Origin of the sequence: Achromobacter animicus (genome assembly GCF_902859585.1) — a bacterium.
GTDB classification, from domain to species: domain Bacteria; phylum Pseudomonadota; class Gammaproteobacteria; order Burkholderiales; family Burkholderiaceae_B; genus Achromobacter; species Achromobacter animicus.
Window position 1 is genome coordinate 16,002 of the sequence record NZ_CADIJM010000001.1, and the last position, 18,157, is coordinate 34,158.

The window sequence follows — 18,157 nt, forward strand, 5'->3', positions numbered from 1 at the left end:
CCGCTTGCTAGGTAGCTGCCTAGGCAGCTAATATCCCGTCATTGATATCGACGGCGGCGCGCCGGGCCCATCATGAGCAACGCAACTCCTTCTGTGCTGGACGAACTGTGCACCGGCGAACTGGGATTCCTGGTGACGTCGGTGCGCAACGGCATTCTGGACGCACTGGACCACGATCTGGCCCCGTTGCAGATCACCGTGCAGCAGTACGTCGTGCTCAATTGCATCGTCAAGGGGTGGGGACGCACGCTCAGCGACTTCTGCCGGGTGCTGTCCTATGACTCGGGCGCCATGACCCGATTGCTGGATCGGATCGTGGCCAAGGGCTTCATTCGCCGGGTCGAAAACGAAGCCGACCGCCGCAGTTCGCTGATCGAGCTCACCGAACAGGGCAAGGCGGCTTTTCCGCAAGCACGCCAAGCCACCGAAGTGGCGTTTCGCCGGCTGCTGGACGGCTTTTCCGAGGCAGAGGCGCAAGTGCTGCACAAGCTGCTATCCCGGATCCTGATCAACGCGCGGCCGGCGTAATTTGCCGGGCGCTTTTTTTTACCCATTTATCTGCCTAGGCATATACAGCCTGGGCTGTGAACCATGTCCCACCCCAAGCCTTCCGTCCCGCTGCTCCTCGTCATCGGCGCGCTGACGTTCATCGACTTCCTGCAGAACGGCATGGCCACCTTTGGCGCAGCGCCCATCATGGGAGAAATCGGCGCCAGCCCCGAGGAATACACCCACATCGCGCTCATCTACGCCTGCGTGGCGGTCATGATGATCGCGTTGCAGGGCTGGCTTACGCATCGGCTGGGCTTGCGCGCCTACCTGCTGGCGTCGCTGGCCGCCGCCGGCATGGGCGCGGCGGTCTGCGCGCTGGCGCAGGACCCGGCGCAATTCCTGTTGGGGCGCGTGTTGATGGCGCTGGGCTGCGCAGCGATGCTTACCTCGTCCCGGCTGACCGTCAACCTGATTCCGCCCAGCCCCGCGCGCTTCCTGGGCATCAAGGCCTTGGCGACCGGCCTGTGCCTGGGGACCGCGCTGGCGCCCTGGCTGGCCGCGATGGCGGTCGAGCACGATGGCTGGCCGTTGATGTTCTGGCTGATCGCGGCGTTGTCGGTGCTGGCGATGGCGCCCGTCTTGCTGGCCATGCCGGGACGCGAGGCGGGATCGGTCCTGGCCGGCAACGTGCGCCTGCTGCCGATCGCCGCGCTGGGCGCGGGCAGCTTCCTGGTGCTGCATGCGTTGCAGCGCGCGTATTACGACTTCTTCAGCCACGGCAGCCTCCTGGCGCTGTCGGCGGCGGCGGGGGTAGCCGCGCTGGGTTACTTCGTGTGGTCGGAAACGCGCAACGGCGCGCCGCTGCTCCGGCTGGGCGGCATGAACGAAGCACGGTTCCTCTGCGGACTGGCGCTCTTCACGGTCTGCTATGTGATGCTCGGGGCCAATGGCTACCTGGTGCCGGTGATGCTGCAGCGTGCGCTGGGGCAGGCCTGGGTCACCGCGGGCAAATTCTTTGCGCTGGGATTGGGGGCGGGCGTGCTGACCTGGGCCGTGATGTCGCAATTGCTGCCGCGCTGGCCCTCGCCGCGCAAGTTCTTCGTGACCGGCTTCCTGGCGCTGGCGGCGTTCGGGGTGTGGATGTCACGCTTGACGCCCACGGCCAACATGTGGACCGACGTGTTTCCCGCGCTGGCCTGCTACGGCATGTTCATCATGACCCTCATGCCCACGACCGCGATGCAGACCTTTACGGGCCTGACGGGCGACCCGGCAGTGTTCGCTCATGCGCAGCAGGTCAAGAACATGCTGGCGCAGGTCGGCCAGGCGCTGGGGATCATGCTGGCCACCATCGGGCAGCAGTGGTTCACGTCGCGGCACTACACGGTGCTGCGGGAAAGCATTGCGACGGGCAATGCGCAGTTCGAGGCGGCGATGGCGCAGCTGACCGCCTATTTCACCGCGGCGGCGGGGCCGGCACAGGCGCGGCAGCTTGCCACGGCGCAGATCGCGCAACTGCTGGACCAGCAGTCGGTGCTGCTGGCCAGCCTGGATCATTTCCGAATCGTGGCGGGCGTGGCGCTGGTGGCGGCCGTCGTCAGCCTAGTCCAGCGCGTGTTCCGCTAGGAGAAGGGTTCAGTTGCCGCCCAGCTGCGCGATGATCTGCCGCGCCACGTCCGCCAGCGACAGGCCGCCGTCCATTGCCGCGCGTTGCAGGCGTTCGTGCGCCGCCTGCTCGGTCAGGCCGTAGCGGCTGATCAACAGCAGCTTGGCGCGGTCGATGCGTTTCCTGTCGTCCAGCGCGCCCCGCACGCTGGTCAGCGCATCGTCGGCGTGCTGCATGCGCAGCGTCTGCTCGCGCATCATGTCCAGAATCGACCGTTCCAGCTCGCCGCCCACGCCGTCCTCGGGCGGCACATCCAGGATGCGGCTCTGCACGCTGAACACCATGCTGGGGACGCGGCCGCTGGCATGATCGGTGTAGCGGCTGAGCAGGAGGCGGCGGTCGTCCAGTTCCTGGCGGGTGTCGGCGATGCGCCGGGCGCACTGCTGCGCCAGTTCCTGCGCCAATTGGGTTTCAACGTTGCGCATGGCGTCGATGCGCGCCGTACACAGGTCGAACCACAGCTCGGCCAGGCCGCTGTCGACGCGCTGCGCGTCCGACGTGTGCTGCGCCATGTCGCGCATGCGTTGCACGGGTTGCGCCTGCTGCTGGATCTGGTCCCACGCCTGCAGTGGCGCGCCCTGCACATACTGCGAGTAGACGCCGAAGCTGCGGGCCTGGTTGGCCGCGAGGCCCAGCATGCGCGCCTTGCGGGCGTCGTCGAACCAGCCGGCTGTAAAGCCCATGACGCCGCAGGCGCGCTCCTGGCCGCTCAGTTCCTTGCCTTGCATGAAATTCAGCAGCGCCACCAACAGGCGCGTGACATCCGGATCGAGTGAAGAGTCGGCGGCTTCGAAGACCACTGCAAGCAGGCTGCCGATCACCTGGGTGAATCGGGTATCGGCGTCTTCCACCGCCACGCGCCGGTCGCGGACCTCGCGGCGCAAGGCCGGCAGCTCGTCCAGCCGGAAGAGGGCGTAGGCGATGCAATTGAGCAGGCGTGCCCGGCCGCTGCCGGCCGCGGGGTCGGATTCCAGTCCATCAAGAAATGTGCGTACGCCGGCTTCCACGGCCTGCGCGTCGCTCGACAGGCCGGCAAGCACCGGCTGCAGCCGGTCCGCGGCGCTGCACAGGGTCAGGTTGGAGTAGCCGCGCTCCTTTTGCAGCGCGTGCACCAGCGCACTGATGCGCAGCACCAGGTCGCAGGTGGCGGCCAGGACTTCCAGTCCTTGAAGTTCGCTGCGGCGGGCGGCGAGCAGGAAGCGCAGCGGCGGCGGCATGTGGCGTTCGGCCATCGGTATCTCTGTGCGGGGTGAGGCGCGTCTTCGCGGAAATCAGGCCGTCCGGCGTTGCGGCGCAAGCACGCCGCCCGCGTCGTCCAGCACGCCGAACATACGGCAGGCGGCGACTTCGCCGATGACCAGCACGGCAGGGCTGCGCAACCGGAAGGTCTGGGCATCGGACGCCATGCTGGCCAGCGTCGACGGACAGACCCGCTGGCCGGGAAGCGACGCGCGCTCGATCATCGCTACCGGCGTGTCCGGCGCCATGCCGGCAGCCAGCAACTGGGCGGTCATGTCGTGCACCTTTGCCACGCCCATGTAGACCACCAGCGTCGTGCCGCTGCGTGCCAAGCCCGACCAGTCGGGCGTTGCGCCGTCCTGCGAATGCGCGGTGATGAGTGTAACGCCCTGGGCCATGCCACGCTGCGTCAGCGGGATCCCGGCCGACGTTGCCGCGGCCAGCCCGGCGGTGATGCCGTTTACGATTTCGCAGGCTACGCCGTGGTCGCTAAGCCACTGCGCTTCCTCGCCGCCGCGGCCGAAGATGCAGGGATCGCCGCCCTTGAGCCGTGCCACGCGCAGGCCCTGGCGGGCGTAGCGCAGCATCAGGCGCTGGATGAAGTCCTGCGGCGTGGAGCGGCAGCCCCCGCGCTTGCCCACGCGCACGATGCGGGCGTTGGGGCAGTGCTGCAGGATCTCGGGGTTGACCAGGTCGTCGACCAGGACCACGTCGGCCCGGGCAAGCGCCTTGACGGCTTTCAAGGTCAGCAGCTCGGGATCGCCGGGGCCGGCGCCGATCAGGGACACGGTGGGATTCGTGGCGGGCATGGTCGTCTCGTTTCAGGAGGTCAGGGCCTGGATCACGATCACGATGGCCAGGATCAGGCACAGGCCTTTCCAGAAAGCCACCGGATTGCGTTCCAAGAGGGGCAGGCGTTCGCCGCCGCGCACGTCGGGCGGATTGCGCAGCGCGTGCGTGAATTCGGACAGCTCGGGCGTGCGGTGCTGCGGGTCGGGATGCAGGGCCCGGCTGAGCACGCTGTCGATCCACGCCGGGATTTCGCGTTCCCGGTCCAGCACCGACACGTAGGTCAGCCGTAGTTGCGCGGCGCGGCTGCGCGATCGCGCGACATCGGCGCCATACGGCAGGCGGCCGGACAGCATCTGGTACAGGATCGCGGCCAGCGAATAGATGTCGGACCGCGCCGTGCCGGCTTCGCCGAGGAAGTACTCGGGCGCCGCATATTGGGCGGTGCCCAGCACCGGCATGGCGTCGTCGCCATCGGCGCCCAGTTCCTGGATGCCGGCCGTCCGGGCCGAGCCCAGATCGATGATCTTTGCCGTGCCGTCGGGCGTGATCAGAATGTTGTCCGGCCGCAGATCCTGATGCACGATCTCCAGCCGGTGAAACGCCTGCAGGCCGCGTGCGATCTGCTCGATGATGGCGATTGCCGGTTCCAGCGCCGGACGCGGATTGGCCGCCATCCATTGCGTCAGCGTGCGGCCTTCGATGTATTCGCTCACGGTGTAGAGCGAGCGGCGCTGCCGCGTGCGCGGCCAGGCGCGCACGACGTGGCGGCTGTCGATGCGGCGCGCCAGCCATTCCTCGGTCAAGAGGCGTTCCAGATAGGCGGGGTCGTGCCGCAGGTCCAAGGACGGGATCTTGATGACGACGGTGTCGCCGCTGTCGAGGTCTTCGGCCAGGTAAACGTGGCTGCGGCTGCTGGCGCGCAGCTCGTCCGTGATGCGAAAGCCTTCGAACGTCTGACCCACGTCCAGCAACGGCGGACAGGGCAGGCTGCCGGAATACTGCGCCATCTCAGCGGCCTGGCGCGCGGGCAGGGCGTCGACGCGCACGATTTGCATGGTCAGGTTGTCGTCGCTGCCGCGGGCAAGCGCCAGCGCGACCAATGCGCGCGCGGCGGCGTCCAGATCGCTGGCGTTGGCGGCCACGGCCTCGCGCAGATCGTCGTCGCCGACATGCTCGTACACGCCATCGGTCGCCAGCAGGAACACGTCGCCGGGTTCCACGGCCTGGGTGTGATAGTCGATTTCCAGATGCGGCGCCAGGCCCAGCGCGCGGCCCAGGTAACTTTTGTCGTGCGCGACCCAGACGCGGTGATCCTCGGTCAGCTGCTCGATCGCGCCATCCCGCAGGCGATAGATGCGCGCGTCGCCGATATGCAGGATGTGCGCGGTGGCGCCCTTGAGCACCATCACGGTCAGCGTGCAGACGTAGCCGCTGTCCTGGTCTTGCCCATGGCGCTGGCGGCTTTGCGAATGCAGCCAGGCGTTGGCCGCGCTGAGCACCTTCTGGGCCGACTTCTTCACGGACCAGGTCTCGGGCGTGCAGTAATAGTCTTCCAGAAAGCTGGCCACCGCCGTCTCGCTGGCGATGTGGCTGACGTTGCTGCTGCTGATGCCGTCGGCCAGCGCGATGGCGATGCCTTTGGCGCCCAGGAGCGGCTCGCCCGGCACGCACAGCCCGTGGAAGTCCTGGTTGACGGGCTTGACGCCGCGATCGGTGTGCTGGCCCACCGCCACTGTCAGCGAGGCGGCGGGCGCGCCGGGCGTAAAGCTGTCCATGCCGGGTCGTATCAGTTGAAGCGGCGCTTGGGCGCGGTCTTCATGTGCGTGGTGTAGAGCGTCAGGCCCGTCAGCGAGATGCCGCCGATCAGGTTGCCCAGCACCACCGGGATTTCGTTCCAGATCATGTAGTCCATGATCGAGAAGTTGCCGCCCATGATCATGGCTGACGGGAACAGGAACATGTTGACGATGGAGTGCTCGAAGCCCATCGCGAAGAACAGCATGACGGGCATCCACATGGCGATGACCTTGCCGCTGACGGTGGTCGAGATCATGGCGCCCACGACGCCCAGCGACACCATCCAGTTGCACAGCACGCCGCGGATGAAGATGGTCAGCATGCCGCCCGCGCCGTATTCCTTGTAGCCCAGCGTGCGGTCTTCGCCGATGTGCGAGATGACCTGGCCGACCTTGTTGGGCGGCACCGAAAAGCCGTACGTGAAGACGATGGCCATCAGTACGGCGACGGTCAGCGCGCCCAGGAAGTTGCCCACGAAGACCTTGCCCCAGTGCTTGAGGATGCCGCCCATCGTGACGCCGGGCCGCTTGTCAAAGAGCGCCAGCGGGGTCAGTACGAATACGCCCGTCAGAAGGTCGAAGCCCATCAGGTACAGGATGCAGAACCCGACGGGAAAGAGCGCGGCGCCCAGGATGGGCGAGCCGGTCTGCACCGTGACGGTGACGGCGAAGACCGCGGCAATCGCGAGGATGGCGCCGGCCATGAAGGCGCGGATCAGGACGTCGCGGGTTGCCATGTAGAGCTTCGATTCGCCGGCATCCACCATCTTGGTGACGAACTCGGAGGGAGCGAGGTAGGACATGATGTTTCCTGTTGCTGTGCTGATGTGATGAATACGTTTGCGGCGGTCGTCAGGCGATTTCGACCGCGTCGCCGTTCAAGCGCACCTGCCAGGTCTGCAGGCGCTGCTCGGGAAATTGCACGCAGCTGCCGTCCGCCAGCCGGAAGTGCTGCTTGTAGAGCGGAGACGCCACCACCAGGTCGCCGGCCAGCTGGCCCACGATTCCACGGCCGATGACGTTGGCGCCGGACTTCGGGTCGCGGTTCGACACGGCGTACAAGGTCTGGCCCGCGGCGTCGGGCAGGTAGAACAGCGCGACTTGCGCGCCATCGACCAGGGCGACGACGCCGGAGTTGGCGACGAGGTCCTGGCGGTTGCACGCGTGGCGCCAGGCGGGGTGGGTGTTGGGCAGGGCGGCCATCAGACGATCTCCTCGGCAATCGGGATGACGCGCTGGACGGCGCGCGCCGGGGCCGGACGGGGCTGGCCGCGTTCCTGAACGAACTGGATGTCGGGGTCGCCCTGGCTGTCGTTGACGAAGGTGCGAAAGCGCTTGAGCTTTTCAGGGTCGCTGAGGGCGTTGGCCCATTCGCATTCGTAGCGGTCCACCACCAGTTGCATCTGCGCTTCAAGCTCGGCGCCCAGGCCCAGGCTGTCGTCGATCACGACCGCCTTCAGATAGTCCAGGCCGCCTTCCAGCGACTCGCGCCACACCGACGTGCGCTGCAGCTTGTCGGCCGTGCGGATGTAGAACATCAAGAGGCGGTCGATGTAGCGGATGAGGGTGGCGTCGTCCAGGTCGGTGGCAAAGAGCTCGGCGTGGCGCGGGCGCATGCCGCCGTTGCCGCACACGTACAGGTTCCAGCCGTTTTCGGTGGCGATGACGCCGATGTCCTTGCTTTGCGCTTCGGCGCATTCGCGGGTGCAGCCGGACACGGCGAACTTCAGCTTGTGCGGGGCGCGCAGGCCTTTGTAGCGGTGCTCGATGTCCAGCGCCATCTTCACGCTGTCCTGCACGCCGAAGCGGCACCAGGTGCTGCCGACGCAGGACTTCACGGTGCGGGTGGACTTGCCGTAGGCGTGGCCCGTCTCGAAGCCGGCGGCGATGAGTTCCGACCAGATGCCGGGCAGCTCGTGCAGTTGCGCGCCGAACAGGTCGATGCGCTGGCCGCCCGTCACCTTGACGTACAGGTTGTATTTCTTGGCGACCATGCCGACGGCGATCAGGCCGTCCGGCGTGACTTCGCCGGCCGGCATGCGCGGCACCACCGAATAGGTGCCGTTCTTCTGCATGTTGGCCATGAAGGTGTCGTTGGTGTCCTGCAGCGGCACCAGGTGCGGGTCCTGGATGGGCCGGTTCCAGCAGGACGCGAGGATCGAGCCGATGGCGGGCTTGCAGATCTCGCAGCCGACGTGACCACGGCCGTGGCTGGCCAGGATTTCTTCGAAGGTCTCGGCGCCGCTCACGCGCACGATCGCGTACAGCTCCTGGCGGGTGTAGGCAAAGTGCTCGCACAGGCTCTTGTCCACCACGACGCCGCGGCTGGCCAGTTCGTGTTCGACCACCTGCTTGAGCAGGCCCGCGCAGCCGCCGCAGCCCGAGGCCGCCTTGGTGCAGGCCTTGACGCCCGCCAGGTCCGTACAGCCGCCGTCGATGGCGTCGCAGACGGCGCCCTTGCTGACGTTGTGGCAGGAGCAGATCGTGGCGGTGGCGGGCAGAGCGTCCACGCCCAGCAGCGGCGCGGCCTGGCCTTGCGGCAGGATCAGGCTGGACGGATCCGCGGGCGGTGCGATGCCGTTCTGCGCGTATTGCAGCAGCGTGTCGTAGTAGCTGTTGTCGCCCACCAGCACCGCGCCCAGGACACGCTTGCCGTCCTCGGAGATCACCAGGCGGCGGTAGCTGGAACCGGCCTCATCGATGAAACGGTAGCTGCGCGAGCCGGGCGTGGCCCCGTGCGCGTCGCCAATCGACCCCACGTCCACGCCCAACAGCTTGAGCTTTGTGGACATGTCGGCCCCCGAAAAGGCCTGTTCCGGCGCGCCGCACAGTTCGGCGGCGACAATGCGGGCCATCTGGTAGCCGGGGGCAACCAGACCGAATACCGTGCCGTTCCACGACGCGCATTCGCCGATGGCGTAGATGTGTTCGTCGCTGCTGCGGCAGCGGTCGTCGATGGCGACACCGCCGCGCTCGGCCAGCGCCAGCCCGGCCTTGCGCGCCAGGAACACCTGCGGACGGATGCCGGCCGAGAACACGATCAGGTCGGTTTCCAGCGGGGCGCCTTCAGCAAAGCGCATGCGGTAGCGGTATTGCGTGCCCGGCTTGATGTCCTGCGTGGCGCGCGACAGGTGCACGCCCACGCCCAGCGCCTCGATGCGCGCCTTCAGCGCCGCGCCGCCGGCCTCGTCCAATTGCACCGGCATCAGGCGCGGCGCGAACTCGACCACGTGCGCTTCCAGATTCAGCGACTTGAGCGCGTTGGCCGCTTCCAGCCCCAAGAGCCCGCCGCCGACAACCACGCCGCGCCGCGCGCCGCTGGCGGCTTCGCGGATCAGGTCCAGGTCGTCGATGCTGCGATACACCAGGCGCGAATTGCCCTCGGCGCCCGCGATGGGCGGCACGAAGGGATAGGAGCCCGTCGCCAGCACCAGCTTGTCGTAGGCGAAGCGGCCATTGGCGGTGATGACTTCCCGCGCGTGGCTGTCGATGTCCAGCACGGGCTCGCCCAGGCGCAGCGTCACGCCGTCCTGCTCATACAGCGAGGCCTCGCCCAGCGCCATCGACTCGGCGTCGCGCCCGTTCAGGTACTCGGACAGATGGACGCGGTCATAGGCGCGGCGGGTTTCTTCGCCAAAGATGGTGATGCGATAGCGCTCGAGGGCGCCGCGGGCGATCAATTGCTCGACGCAATGATGGCCCACCATGCCGTTGCCGATGACAATCAGCGTCTGCAAGGAATCGGAGGTGGCCGCTGCATTCATGGGATTTCCCCAGGCTTGGATTTTCGGTTTCAAAAGACAAACGGCGCCCTGGACCTTTCGGTCGGGGCGCCATTGCCGGTACTGCTCACGTTGTCTTGCCGGGTTTGCACCCGCACATAGGCAATTAAGCAAAGTCCATGCCAGGTATGTCGAGGCGCGATGTGTCGGGGGAAATTCCCTTGCGATTCATAGGGAAGGAGGGCGGTGCGAAGCCGCGATGAGGTTCAGCGGCCCATCCGCGCGGATCCGCGCGCGTGCTTCGTATCGGTGCATATCCGTGTGCGCCCTGCACCCGTTTGGCGCAGCGCAGCATGACTGGCCGTCGGGACGTGGGGCGGCCGACAGCCAAATCAGGCGAATGCCGCCTGCACCGCGGCAAAGGCGGCCGCGACGAGCGGATCGTCGCGCCGCGCCGCCTGGGTGATGAAGGACAGCTCCGCCTGGATCGACAGGCCTTTCACAAGTTGCAGACCGCTGGATTGCGATTCGCGCAGCGCGATGGCGTCGCGCGCGAGGGACAAGCCCACGCCCGAGCGCACCAGATCCAGCATCGAAGCCTCTTGATCCACCTCGGCCACCGCGTGCGGCGTAATGCCCAGGGCGTCGAACTTGTCGGACAGCAGGCGGTGGTGGACTGAATCCGGCGGGGTCCAGATCCACGGCAACGCGGCGATTTCCGCCCAGCCCCGTCCCGCGACCTGCGCGCTCCAGCTTTTTGGGGCGACGACGTAATAGGAAAAGGAAGCAAGCGGTTGGGCGTGCAGGCCGGAGGGCTGGCTGCCGTCCCGGGCGTGTGGCCCCAGAAAGAACCCCACGTCCAATTCTCCGGCGCGCACTTGCCGGCCGACCGATCCGGACATGCCGTGCCGCAGGGTGGGGCGGATCTTCGGGTAGTGCTCGACCAGATACTGCAGCGTGGCGCCCAGCCGCAGGAATTCCGGGTCCAGGATCGTCCCGATGCGCAATTCGCCCTGCACCGTATCGCGCAACGCGCCGATGGCGCGCTGAAAGTCATCCAGCGCGTCCAGCACCCTTTGCGCCGAAGGCAACAACGCCCGCCCATCCGCGTTAGGCGCCAACCCTTGCGCCGTCCGCGCAAACAGCGTCAGGTCCAGCGACTCCTGAAAATTTTTGAGCTGCAGGCTGAGCGCAGGCTGCGTCAAATGCAGATGCTCGGCCGCGCGCGTCAAATTACCTTCGCGCGCGACGGCGGCAAACGTGCGGATGTGCTTCAGGTCCATGGATGCTCCCGGAAATCGCGTTGGAGGGTGTCAGACACCTCATTTCGTCCTACAAAACCGGTGGTGTCAGACACCTCATTCAGTCCTACAAAATCAGGGGTGTCTGACACCCACCCGCACCCGACCAAGCGTGGAAACTGCCGAGCATTATTAGAGACGCTAATAATCCCCTTTTCAACATTTCATTGGACAGCCGCCCCGTCCTGCGCCAGAGTCTTGCCAGATTCCCGGCGCGCGTCCAACGTCGTAGCCGGGGCGGCTCACCGTGCCGGCGTCCGTTTCGGGCCCGCAACTTGATAAGAAGAGCTTATGGAGACATACGACTACATCATCGTGGGCGCGGGGTCGGCCGGCTGCGTGCTGGCCAACCGCCTGAGCCGCGACCCCGCCGTGCAGGTGCTGCTGCTGGAAGCCGGCGGGCGCGACAACTATCACTGGATTCACATCCCCGTCGGTTACCTGCATTGCATCGGCAACCCGCGCACGGACTGGATGTATCGAACCGCCGAAGAGCCGGGGCTGGGCGGGCGCTCGCTTATTTATCCGCGCGGCCGCGTGCTGGGCGGATGTTCGTCCATCAACGGCATGATCTACATGCGTGGCCAGAAGCAGGACTACGAGGACTGGGCCGCGCTGTCGGGCGACGCGGCCTGGAGCTGGGATCAGGTGTTGCCGGTCTTCAAGCGCAGCGAGGACTATCACCGGGGCGCTGATGAATTCCACGGCGCGGGCGGCGAATGGCGCGTGGAGTCGCAGCGCCTGCGGTGGGACATCCTGGAAGCCTTCGCTTCGGCGGCCGAACAGGAAGGCATCCCGCGCGTGCAGGATTTCAACCGCGGCGACAACTTCGGCAGCGGCTATTTCGAGGTCAACCAGCGCAGCGGCTGGCGCTGGAATACGTCCAAAGCGTTTCTGCGGCCGGTGCGCAAGCGCCCGAACCTGCATGTGATGACTGGCGCGCTGGCCGAACAGCTTGAATTCGATGAAAAGCACTGCGTCGGCGTGCGCGTCAACCAGAACGGCCGCGCGGCGTCGTTGCGCGCACGGCGCGAAGTGGTGCTGGCGGCCGGCGCGGTGAACTCGCCGCACCTCCTGGAAGTCTCCGGCATCGGCGAGCCCGCGCGCCTGCGCGAAGCCGGCATCACGCTGCGCCACGCCTTGCCCGGCGTGGGCGAGAACCTGCAGGACCATCTGCAATTGCGCGTCATCATCAAGGTGAACGGCGTCAAGACGCTGAACCGTATCGCGTCCACGTGGCTGGGCAGGGCGGGCATCGGGCTGGAGTATCTGGTGAGCCGCAGCGGTCCGATGAGCATGGCGCCGTCGCAATTGGGCCTGTTCGCCAAATCCGATCCCGGCCAGGACCGCGCCAACGTCGAATTCCACGTGCAGCCGCTGTCGTTGGGTGCATTCGGCGAACCCCTGCATGGTTTCGACGCCTTCACCGCCAGTGTCTGCAACCTGCGCCCCACGTCGCGCGGCAGCGTGCACGCGCAAGGACCGGCGGGGCAGAAGGGCAGCGAAGCCCCCGTCATCCGGCCCAACTACCTGAGCACCGACGACGACCTGCGCGTGGCTGCCGATTCCATTCGCCTGGTGCGCCGCATTGCCGCCGCGCCCGCCCTGCAGCGATACCGGCCGGACGAATGGCTGCCGGGTCCGGCATTCCAGACCGAAGAAGAATTGCGCCAGGCGGCGGGCAAGATCGGCACCACCATCTTCCACCCGGTGGGCACCTGCGCGATGGGCCGGGACGCCGACAGCGGCGCGGTGGTGGACGCGCGGCTGCGCGTGCATGGGCTGCAAGGCCTGCGCATCGCCGACGCGTCGATCATGCCGCGCATCACCTCGGGCAACACCAATTCGCCGACGATCATGATTGCGGAGCGCGCGGCGGACATGATCCGGGAAGAGGCGGGGGCGGCGCGATAGCCGTCCGCCAATGACAACAAGCCGCCCGGTCAGGGGCGGCTTGCCTGGACACGCGCGAATGCGGCGGGTCTAACGCAGCGACCGGTATGTCTCCTGACGCTGCGGATGCGTCAGGATCACCTGCCAAAGCTGCCCTTCGCGCGACCGGAAAAAGCCCGCGCAGCACATCAGGTAGTACTTCCACATCCGGTAGAAGCGGGTGCCGTAGCGCGACTCCAGCGTGGGCCAGGCCTGCTCGAAGCGGTCCCACCATGCCATCAGCGTGCGATCGTAGTCTGCCCCGAAGTTGTGCCAGTCCTCGACGATGAACCGGCCTTCGACGGCCGTCGCGATTTCGCGCGCCGACGGCAGCTTGCCGTTGGGAAACACGTAGCGGTCGATCCACGGATCGGTGCTCTGGCTGGTGGCCGCGATACCGATGGTGTGCAGCAGGAAAATGCCTTCGGGCGCCATCAGCCGCTGCACGTTGGTGAAGTACGTGTCGTAATTCTTCGGCCCGACGTGCTCGAACATCCCGACCGACACCACCTTGTCGAAGCGGCCTTGCAGATCGCGGTAGTCCTGCAGCAGCAGCTCCACGGGCAGGCCTTTGACGCGTTCCTGCGCCAGGGCCAGTTGCTCCTTGGATACGGTCACGCCCGTGACCTTGACGCCGTAGCGTTCGGCCGCGAACTTGGCCAGTCCGCCCCAGCCGCAGCCGATGTCCAGGAGCGTCTCGCCTTCCTTCAGTTGCAGCTTGCGGCAGATCATGTCCAGCTTGGCGACCTGCGCCTCCTCCAGCGTCTGGGCGTGTTCCCAATACGCGCAGGAGTAGATCATCCGGCTGTCGAGCATCGCCTCGAACACGTCGTTGCCGGCGTCGTAATGCTGCTCACCGACTTCAAACGCACGATGCTTGGACTGAAGATTGAACAGCTTGTGGCGCAGGTGTTCGGCGATCAGCTTGATGCGTGCCACGCCCAGCGCCGCCGATCCCATGTCGGCGCGCAGCAGGCGCGTGAACAGCTCGTCCAATTGCTCGCAGTCCCACTCGCCGTCCATGTACGACTCGCCCAGCCCCAACGACCAGCTGGCGAACACCCGCTCGTACATATGCTTGTCATGCACCTGCATGTCCCAGGGCCGCGAACCGTTGATCTGCACGTCGGCGCGCGCCATCAGGTCCTGCAGGATTTTCGGGGGGGCGGGGGGAGGGGGAATGACGCTGGGTTGACCGGCAGGCTGCTCGGTCAGCGGGGTGACGGGACTGCTTTGCTGCATACGGACTCCATATCAATTTTGGGATGACTGATCTGGCAATGCCTGAAGCTTTTTACTGTGCGCCTTGAAAGGTATGCAACTCCAATTTAATGATTGCATCGGGCCCATAGCCAACGGCAATGCGCGGCGGGCCGGGCAGAAAGCGGGCGAAGGACGGGCGCTCGAAGAATGCAAGGATCGTAGCCACGACCGCCGGGATAGTCCAGAGCAGGCCGCACCGGCGTTGCATAACCGATAAGATAGCGGCCAAAGTGGCGCAGCCGTGCCGGCGCGCGCCGATCGTGGAGCCTATCGAAGTGGATGCCAGCCTGGAACCCCGTTTGGAATTCGTCACGTGCGCCAGCCCGGCGGGCCTGCACCGCATGGCCTATTGGGAATGGGGCGATCCCGCCAATGACCGCGTGCTGCTCTGCGTGCACGGTCTGACCCGCAGCGGGCGCGACTTCGACGCACTGGCGCGCCGGCTGGCGGGCACGTACCGCGTGGTCTGCCCCGACGTGGTCGGCCGCGGCCGGTCGGATTGGCTGGTCAATCCGGCGTTCTACACCGTGCCCCAGTACGTGTCCGACATGGTGACGCTTATCGCGCGCCTGCGCCCGGGCAGCCTGTCGTGGGTCGGCACGTCGATGGGCGGGTTGATCGGCATGGCGTTGTCAGGCGCCGCCGCGTTCGCCAAGGCCATGCTGGCAATGCGCCCGCATGCCGGCATGCTGCCGCCTGACCAGGGGCTGCGCCTGGACAAACTGGTGCTCAACGACGTGGGCCCGCGTCTGGAAAACGGCGCCCTGTCGCGCATCGGCCAGTACGTGGGCGCGCCTGGTGAATTCGCCACCTTCGAAGAGGCCGTGGCGACGATGCGCGCCAATTCGGAAACCTTCGGTCCGCATACCGACGCCCAATGGGCAGAACTGGCCAAATACCTGTACCCGCAGCAGGGCGACAAGTGGGTTAAGCACTACGACCTGGCAATCGCGCAGGCGCTGGCGGCCCAGACGCCCGAAGAACTGGCGGCGGGCGAGCAGATCCTGTGGCGGTCGTATGACGCGCTGGACTGCCCGATCCTGATTGTGCGCGGCGAACTGTCCGACCTGTTGACGCGCGCCACCGTCGAAGAAATGCGCCAGCGCAATCCGCGTGCACAGGCGCTTGAGGTGCCGGGCGTGGGACACGCGCCCACGCTGATCGCGGACGATCAGGTCAATCCAGTGGCGGATTTTCTGCTGTCCTGACCGGACGGGCGGCAATGTGGGGACGGCACCGCGCTAGGCGTGCCGCCGGGCCTTCTCTACAATAGCCGGATGAAATCGCCCACCCTGAACATCGACCTGCATTGCCATTCCACCGTTTCGGACGGCGCGCTCGCGCCCCGGGACGTGGCGCAGCGGGCGTTCGCCAATGGCGTCGATGTCTGGGCACTGACCGATCACGACGAGGTGGGCGGCATCGCCGAAGCTTCCGCTGCAGCAGAAGAGCTGGGCATGCGCTTTGCCACCGGCGTCGAAGTCTCCGTCACGTGGGCCGGCCTGACCGTGCATATCGTCGGCCTGCGCTTTGATCCCACCAACGCGGCGCTGGTCGAAGGCCTGCGCAAGACCCGCTCGGGACGCGCGGCCCGCGCCAAGCGCATCGGCGACCGCCTGGCAGACATGGGCATGCCCGGCGCCTACGAAGGCGCGCTGCCGTTTGCCGGCAACCCCGAACTGATCAGCCGCACGCACTTTGCGCGATACCTGGTGCAAGCCGGTTATTGCCCCGACGTGCAAACCGTTTTCAACAAGCATCTGGGCGACGACTGCCCCGGCCATGTGCCCATGCAATGGGCCACGCTGGCCGACGCCGTGGGCTGGATCCGCGGCGCGGGCGGCCAGGCCGTCATCGCCCACCCGGGCCGCTACAAGTACACGCCCCTGCAGTTTGCCGCGCTGTTCGACGAATTCCTGCAATTGGGTGGCGTGGGCATCGAGGTCAACACGGGCAGCCACACCGTGGAAGAAGCCCGCCAGTACGCCGAGGTGGCGCGCCGCTACGGCTTTTTGGCCTCGCGCGGGTCGGACTTCCACAGTCCCAAGGAAAGCCGGATGGACCTGGGCCAACTGCCGCCGCTGCCATCCGACCTGAAGCCGGTCTGGCACGACTGGTTCTGACGCGGGCGGCCTGCGCCGCTCATTCCGAAAGCTTCGACAGTGATCGCGCCATCGCGATGCAACCGCCATGAATAAAGCCTTTGTTAAAGAGTCCGACCACGAGGACGACGACGATCTGCCGCAGGCCCAAGCGTTGCCGGCCGGCACCAAGAACTACATGACGCCCGAGGGTTACGAGCGCCTGCGTGGCGAACTGACCCAGCTTATGAACGTGGAACGTCCGGCCGTCGTGCAGGTGGTGTCGTGGGCCGCGTCCAACGGCGACCGCTCGGAAAACGGCGACTACCTTTACGGCAAGAAGCGCCTGCGCGAGATCGACCGCCGCATGCGGTTCCTGACCAAGCGGCTGGATATTGCCGAAGTCGTGGACCCCAAGGCCCAACCCAACCGCGACCAGGCGTTCTTTGGCGCCACGGTCGTCTACGTGGACAAGGCCGGCGAGGAACACACCGTCACCATCGTCGGCGTGGACGAGGCCGAGCCCCTGGCCGGCAAGATCAGCTGGATCTCGCCGGTGGCGCGGGCGCTGATCAAGGCGCGGGAAGGCGACACGGTGGTGCTGCGCACGCCGGCTGGCATCGATGAGCTGGATATTCTGGAAGTCAGCTATCCGGAATAGGGAAGTCAGACGCCCCAAAAGATAACGGGCGCCGGTTGTGGCCGGCGCCCGTTTGGTGGGCGGGATTCTAGCGTCCCTGCCTCGGTTGGCGGCTTGCGCCGCCGGTTCCCCTGGGGCTTGCTGCGAAACTTTCGCGGTTTGCTTCTTGCGGGTTACTTCTTGCGTCCTGCGATCGACTTTTCGGCCTTGTTGACCAGGTCCTCGCCGATCTGCTTCTTCCACTTTTCATAGACCGGCTTGGTGGCCTTCACGAACGCGTCGTGATCGGCCTGCGACAGCGTCGTCACCGTCACGCCGTGGCCGGCGATTTCCTTGAGCAGCGACGGGTCTTCGGGCGTGACGCCCTTGCGCGCGATCACGATCTGCTGCTTGCCGGCGTCCAGCGCGGCCTGACGCACGATGTCGCGATCCTTTTCCGACCAGGAATTCCAGACTTCGCGGTTGACCACGAAGATCAGCGGATCGGCCACGTAGTTCCACAACGTCAGGTACTTCTGACCCACGGTGTAGAGCTTGGAGCCCGTGTAGATCGACAGCGGATTCTCCTGGCCGTCGACCGCGCCGCTGGCCAGCGCGGGCTGCGCGTCCGCCCAGCTCATCTGCGTGGGATTGGCGCCCAGTGCGGTGAACGTGTCGATGTACAGCGGCGACCCGACCACGCGCAGCTTCATGCCCTTCATGTCCTCGGGCCGCTTGATCTCACGCTTGGAATTGCTGACCTGGCGGTAGCCGTTTTCGCCCCAGGCCAGCGGCACCACGCCGGCCTTTTCGATGAGCTTGAACATGTCCTTGCCCACGTCGCCTTGCACCAGCGCGTCGATGGCGGCGTAGTCGGGCATCAGGAAGGGCAGGGAGAACAGGTTCAGCTGCTTGACCTGCGGCGACCAGTTGATGGTCGAGCCCACGGCCATGTCGATCACGCCCTGGCGGATCGCCGTGAACTCGCGGGTCTGGTCGCCCTGTACCAGCGAGGTGCCGGGGTAGACCTTGATGTTGATGCGGCCTTCGGTGCGCTCGCGCACCAGGTTCGACCAGATCTCGGCGCCCTGGCCCCACGGGAACGTGGTGCCCACGACGATGGAGAGCTTGTACTCGGGCTTGTAGTTCTGCGCATGCACGGGCGCCATGCCCACCACGGCTGCCGCGCACAGCGCCGCGCCGATCAGGTTGCGGAATTTCATGTTGCGTCTCCTCTCTCTGCGAGTCTTTCTG

The 18,157-nt window shown here is 66.4% G+C and carries 15 protein-coding genes; 6 read left to right on the top strand and 9 right to left on the bottom strand.

The features are described 5' to 3' along the window. Positions 1–72: 72 nt before the first annotated feature. Together HV681_RS00070 and HV681_RS00075 are read left to right on the top strand one after the other, a co-directional pair. Positions 73–528: a MarR family winged helix-turn-helix transcriptional regulator gene (locus HV681_RS00070; RefSeq protein WP_175121130.1), complete on the top strand. Its 456-nt coding sequence runs from the start codon at positions 73–75 to the stop codon at positions 526–528. 63 nt (positions 529–591) lie between these two features. Next, a complete protein-coding gene (locus HV681_RS00075; protein ID WP_175121131.1) occupies positions 592–2,118 on the top strand; it encodes an MFS transporter in 1,527 nt (508 codons plus the stop codon). 9 nt (positions 2,119–2,127) lie between these two features. Here the strand turns inward: HV681_RS00075 and HV681_RS00080 are convergent, their stop codons facing one another. The 7 genes from HV681_RS00080 to HV681_RS00110 form a co-directional block, all read right to left on the bottom strand. Beyond that, a complete protein-coding gene (locus HV681_RS00080) occupies positions 2,128–3,390 on the bottom strand; it encodes a nitrate- and nitrite sensing domain-containing protein (protein ID WP_175121132.1) in 1,263 nt (420 codons plus the stop codon). Positions 3,391–3,429: 39 nt separating this feature from the next. Continuing rightward, positions 3,430–4,206, bottom strand: a complete 777-nt coding sequence (cobA, locus tag HV681_RS00085; RefSeq protein ID WP_175121133.1) for a uroporphyrinogen-III C-methyltransferase — start codon at positions 4,204–4,206, stop codon at positions 3,430–3,432. A gap of 12 nt (positions 4,207–4,218) precedes the next feature. Then, the gene (locus tag HV681_RS00090; protein ID WP_175121134.1) at positions 4,219–5,964 is read right to left on the bottom strand and encodes a bifunctional protein-serine/threonine kinase/phosphatase; all 1,746 of its coding nucleotides are present in this window, start codon (positions 5,962–5,964) and stop codon (positions 4,219–4,221) included. A gap of 11 nt (positions 5,965–5,975) precedes the next feature. After that, positions 5,976–6,788 (bottom strand): formate/nitrite transporter family protein, encoded by an 813-nt coding sequence (locus HV681_RS00095; RefSeq protein ID WP_056562246.1) that lies wholly within the window; start codon positions 6,786–6,788, stop codon positions 5,976–5,978. Positions 6,789–6,837: 49 nt separating this feature from the next. Next, entirely contained in the window at positions 6,838–7,188 is a 351-nt protein-coding gene (gene nirD, locus HV681_RS00100; protein WP_175121135.1) for a nitrite reductase small subunit NirD, read from the bottom strand. Next, a complete protein-coding gene (gene nirB / locus HV681_RS00105) occupies positions 7,188–9,749 on the bottom strand; it encodes a nitrite reductase large subunit NirB (protein WP_175121136.1) in 2,562 nt (853 codons plus the stop codon). The genes nirD and nirB overlap by 1 nt, the downstream gene beginning before the upstream one ends. 350 nt (positions 9,750–10,099) lie before the next feature. Further along, positions 10,100–10,990 (bottom strand): LysR family transcriptional regulator, encoded by an 891-nt coding sequence (locus tag HV681_RS00110; protein ID WP_175121137.1) that lies wholly within the window; start codon positions 10,988–10,990, stop codon positions 10,100–10,102. A gap of 309 nt (positions 10,991–11,299) precedes the next feature. On the opposite strand from HV681_RS00110, the gene HV681_RS00115 reads away from it, so the two are divergent. Continuing rightward, a complete protein-coding gene (locus HV681_RS00115) occupies positions 11,300–12,922 on the top strand; it encodes a GMC family oxidoreductase (protein WP_175121138.1) in 1,623 nt (540 codons plus the stop codon). Between the two features lie 69 nt (positions 12,923–12,991). On the opposite strand, the gene cfa is transcribed toward HV681_RS00115, so the two are convergent. Continuing rightward, positions 12,992–14,182: a cyclopropane fatty acyl phospholipid synthase gene (gene cfa, locus HV681_RS00120; protein ID WP_175121139.1), complete on the bottom strand. Its 1,191-nt coding sequence runs from the start codon at positions 14,180–14,182 to the stop codon at positions 12,992–12,994. Positions 14,183–14,478: 296 nt separating this feature from the next. Here cfa and HV681_RS00125 point away from each other — a divergent pair, with 296 nt between their 5' ends. The 3 genes from HV681_RS00125 to greB all read left to right on the top strand — a co-directional run bounded on the left by HV681_RS00125 (position 14,479) and on the right by greB (position 16,945). Continuing rightward, the gene (locus HV681_RS00125) at positions 14,479–15,411 is read left to right on the top strand and encodes an alpha/beta fold hydrolase (RefSeq protein ID WP_175121952.1); all 933 of its coding nucleotides are present in this window, start codon (positions 14,479–14,481) and stop codon (positions 15,409–15,411) included. Positions 15,412–15,480: 69 nt separating this feature from the next. Next, positions 15,481–16,326: a 3',5'-nucleoside bisphosphate phosphatase gene (locus HV681_RS00130; protein WP_175121140.1), complete on the top strand. Its 846-nt coding sequence runs from the start codon at positions 15,481–15,483 to the stop codon at positions 16,324–16,326. Positions 16,327–16,393: 67 nt separating this feature from the next. Next, on the top strand, positions 16,394–16,945 hold the full coding sequence (greB, locus tag HV681_RS00135; RefSeq protein ID WP_056319052.1) for a transcription elongation factor GreB: 552 nt from the start codon (positions 16,394–16,396) through the stop codon (positions 16,943–16,945). A gap of 152 nt (positions 16,946–17,097) precedes the next feature. Here the strand turns inward: greB and HV681_RS00140 are convergent, their stop codons facing one another. Then, complete coding sequence (locus HV681_RS00140) at positions 17,098–18,126, bottom strand: DctP family TRAP transporter solute-binding subunit (protein WP_175121141.1); 1,029 nt, start codon at positions 18,124–18,126, stop codon at positions 17,098–17,100. Positions 18,127–18,157 lie beyond the last annotated feature (31 nt).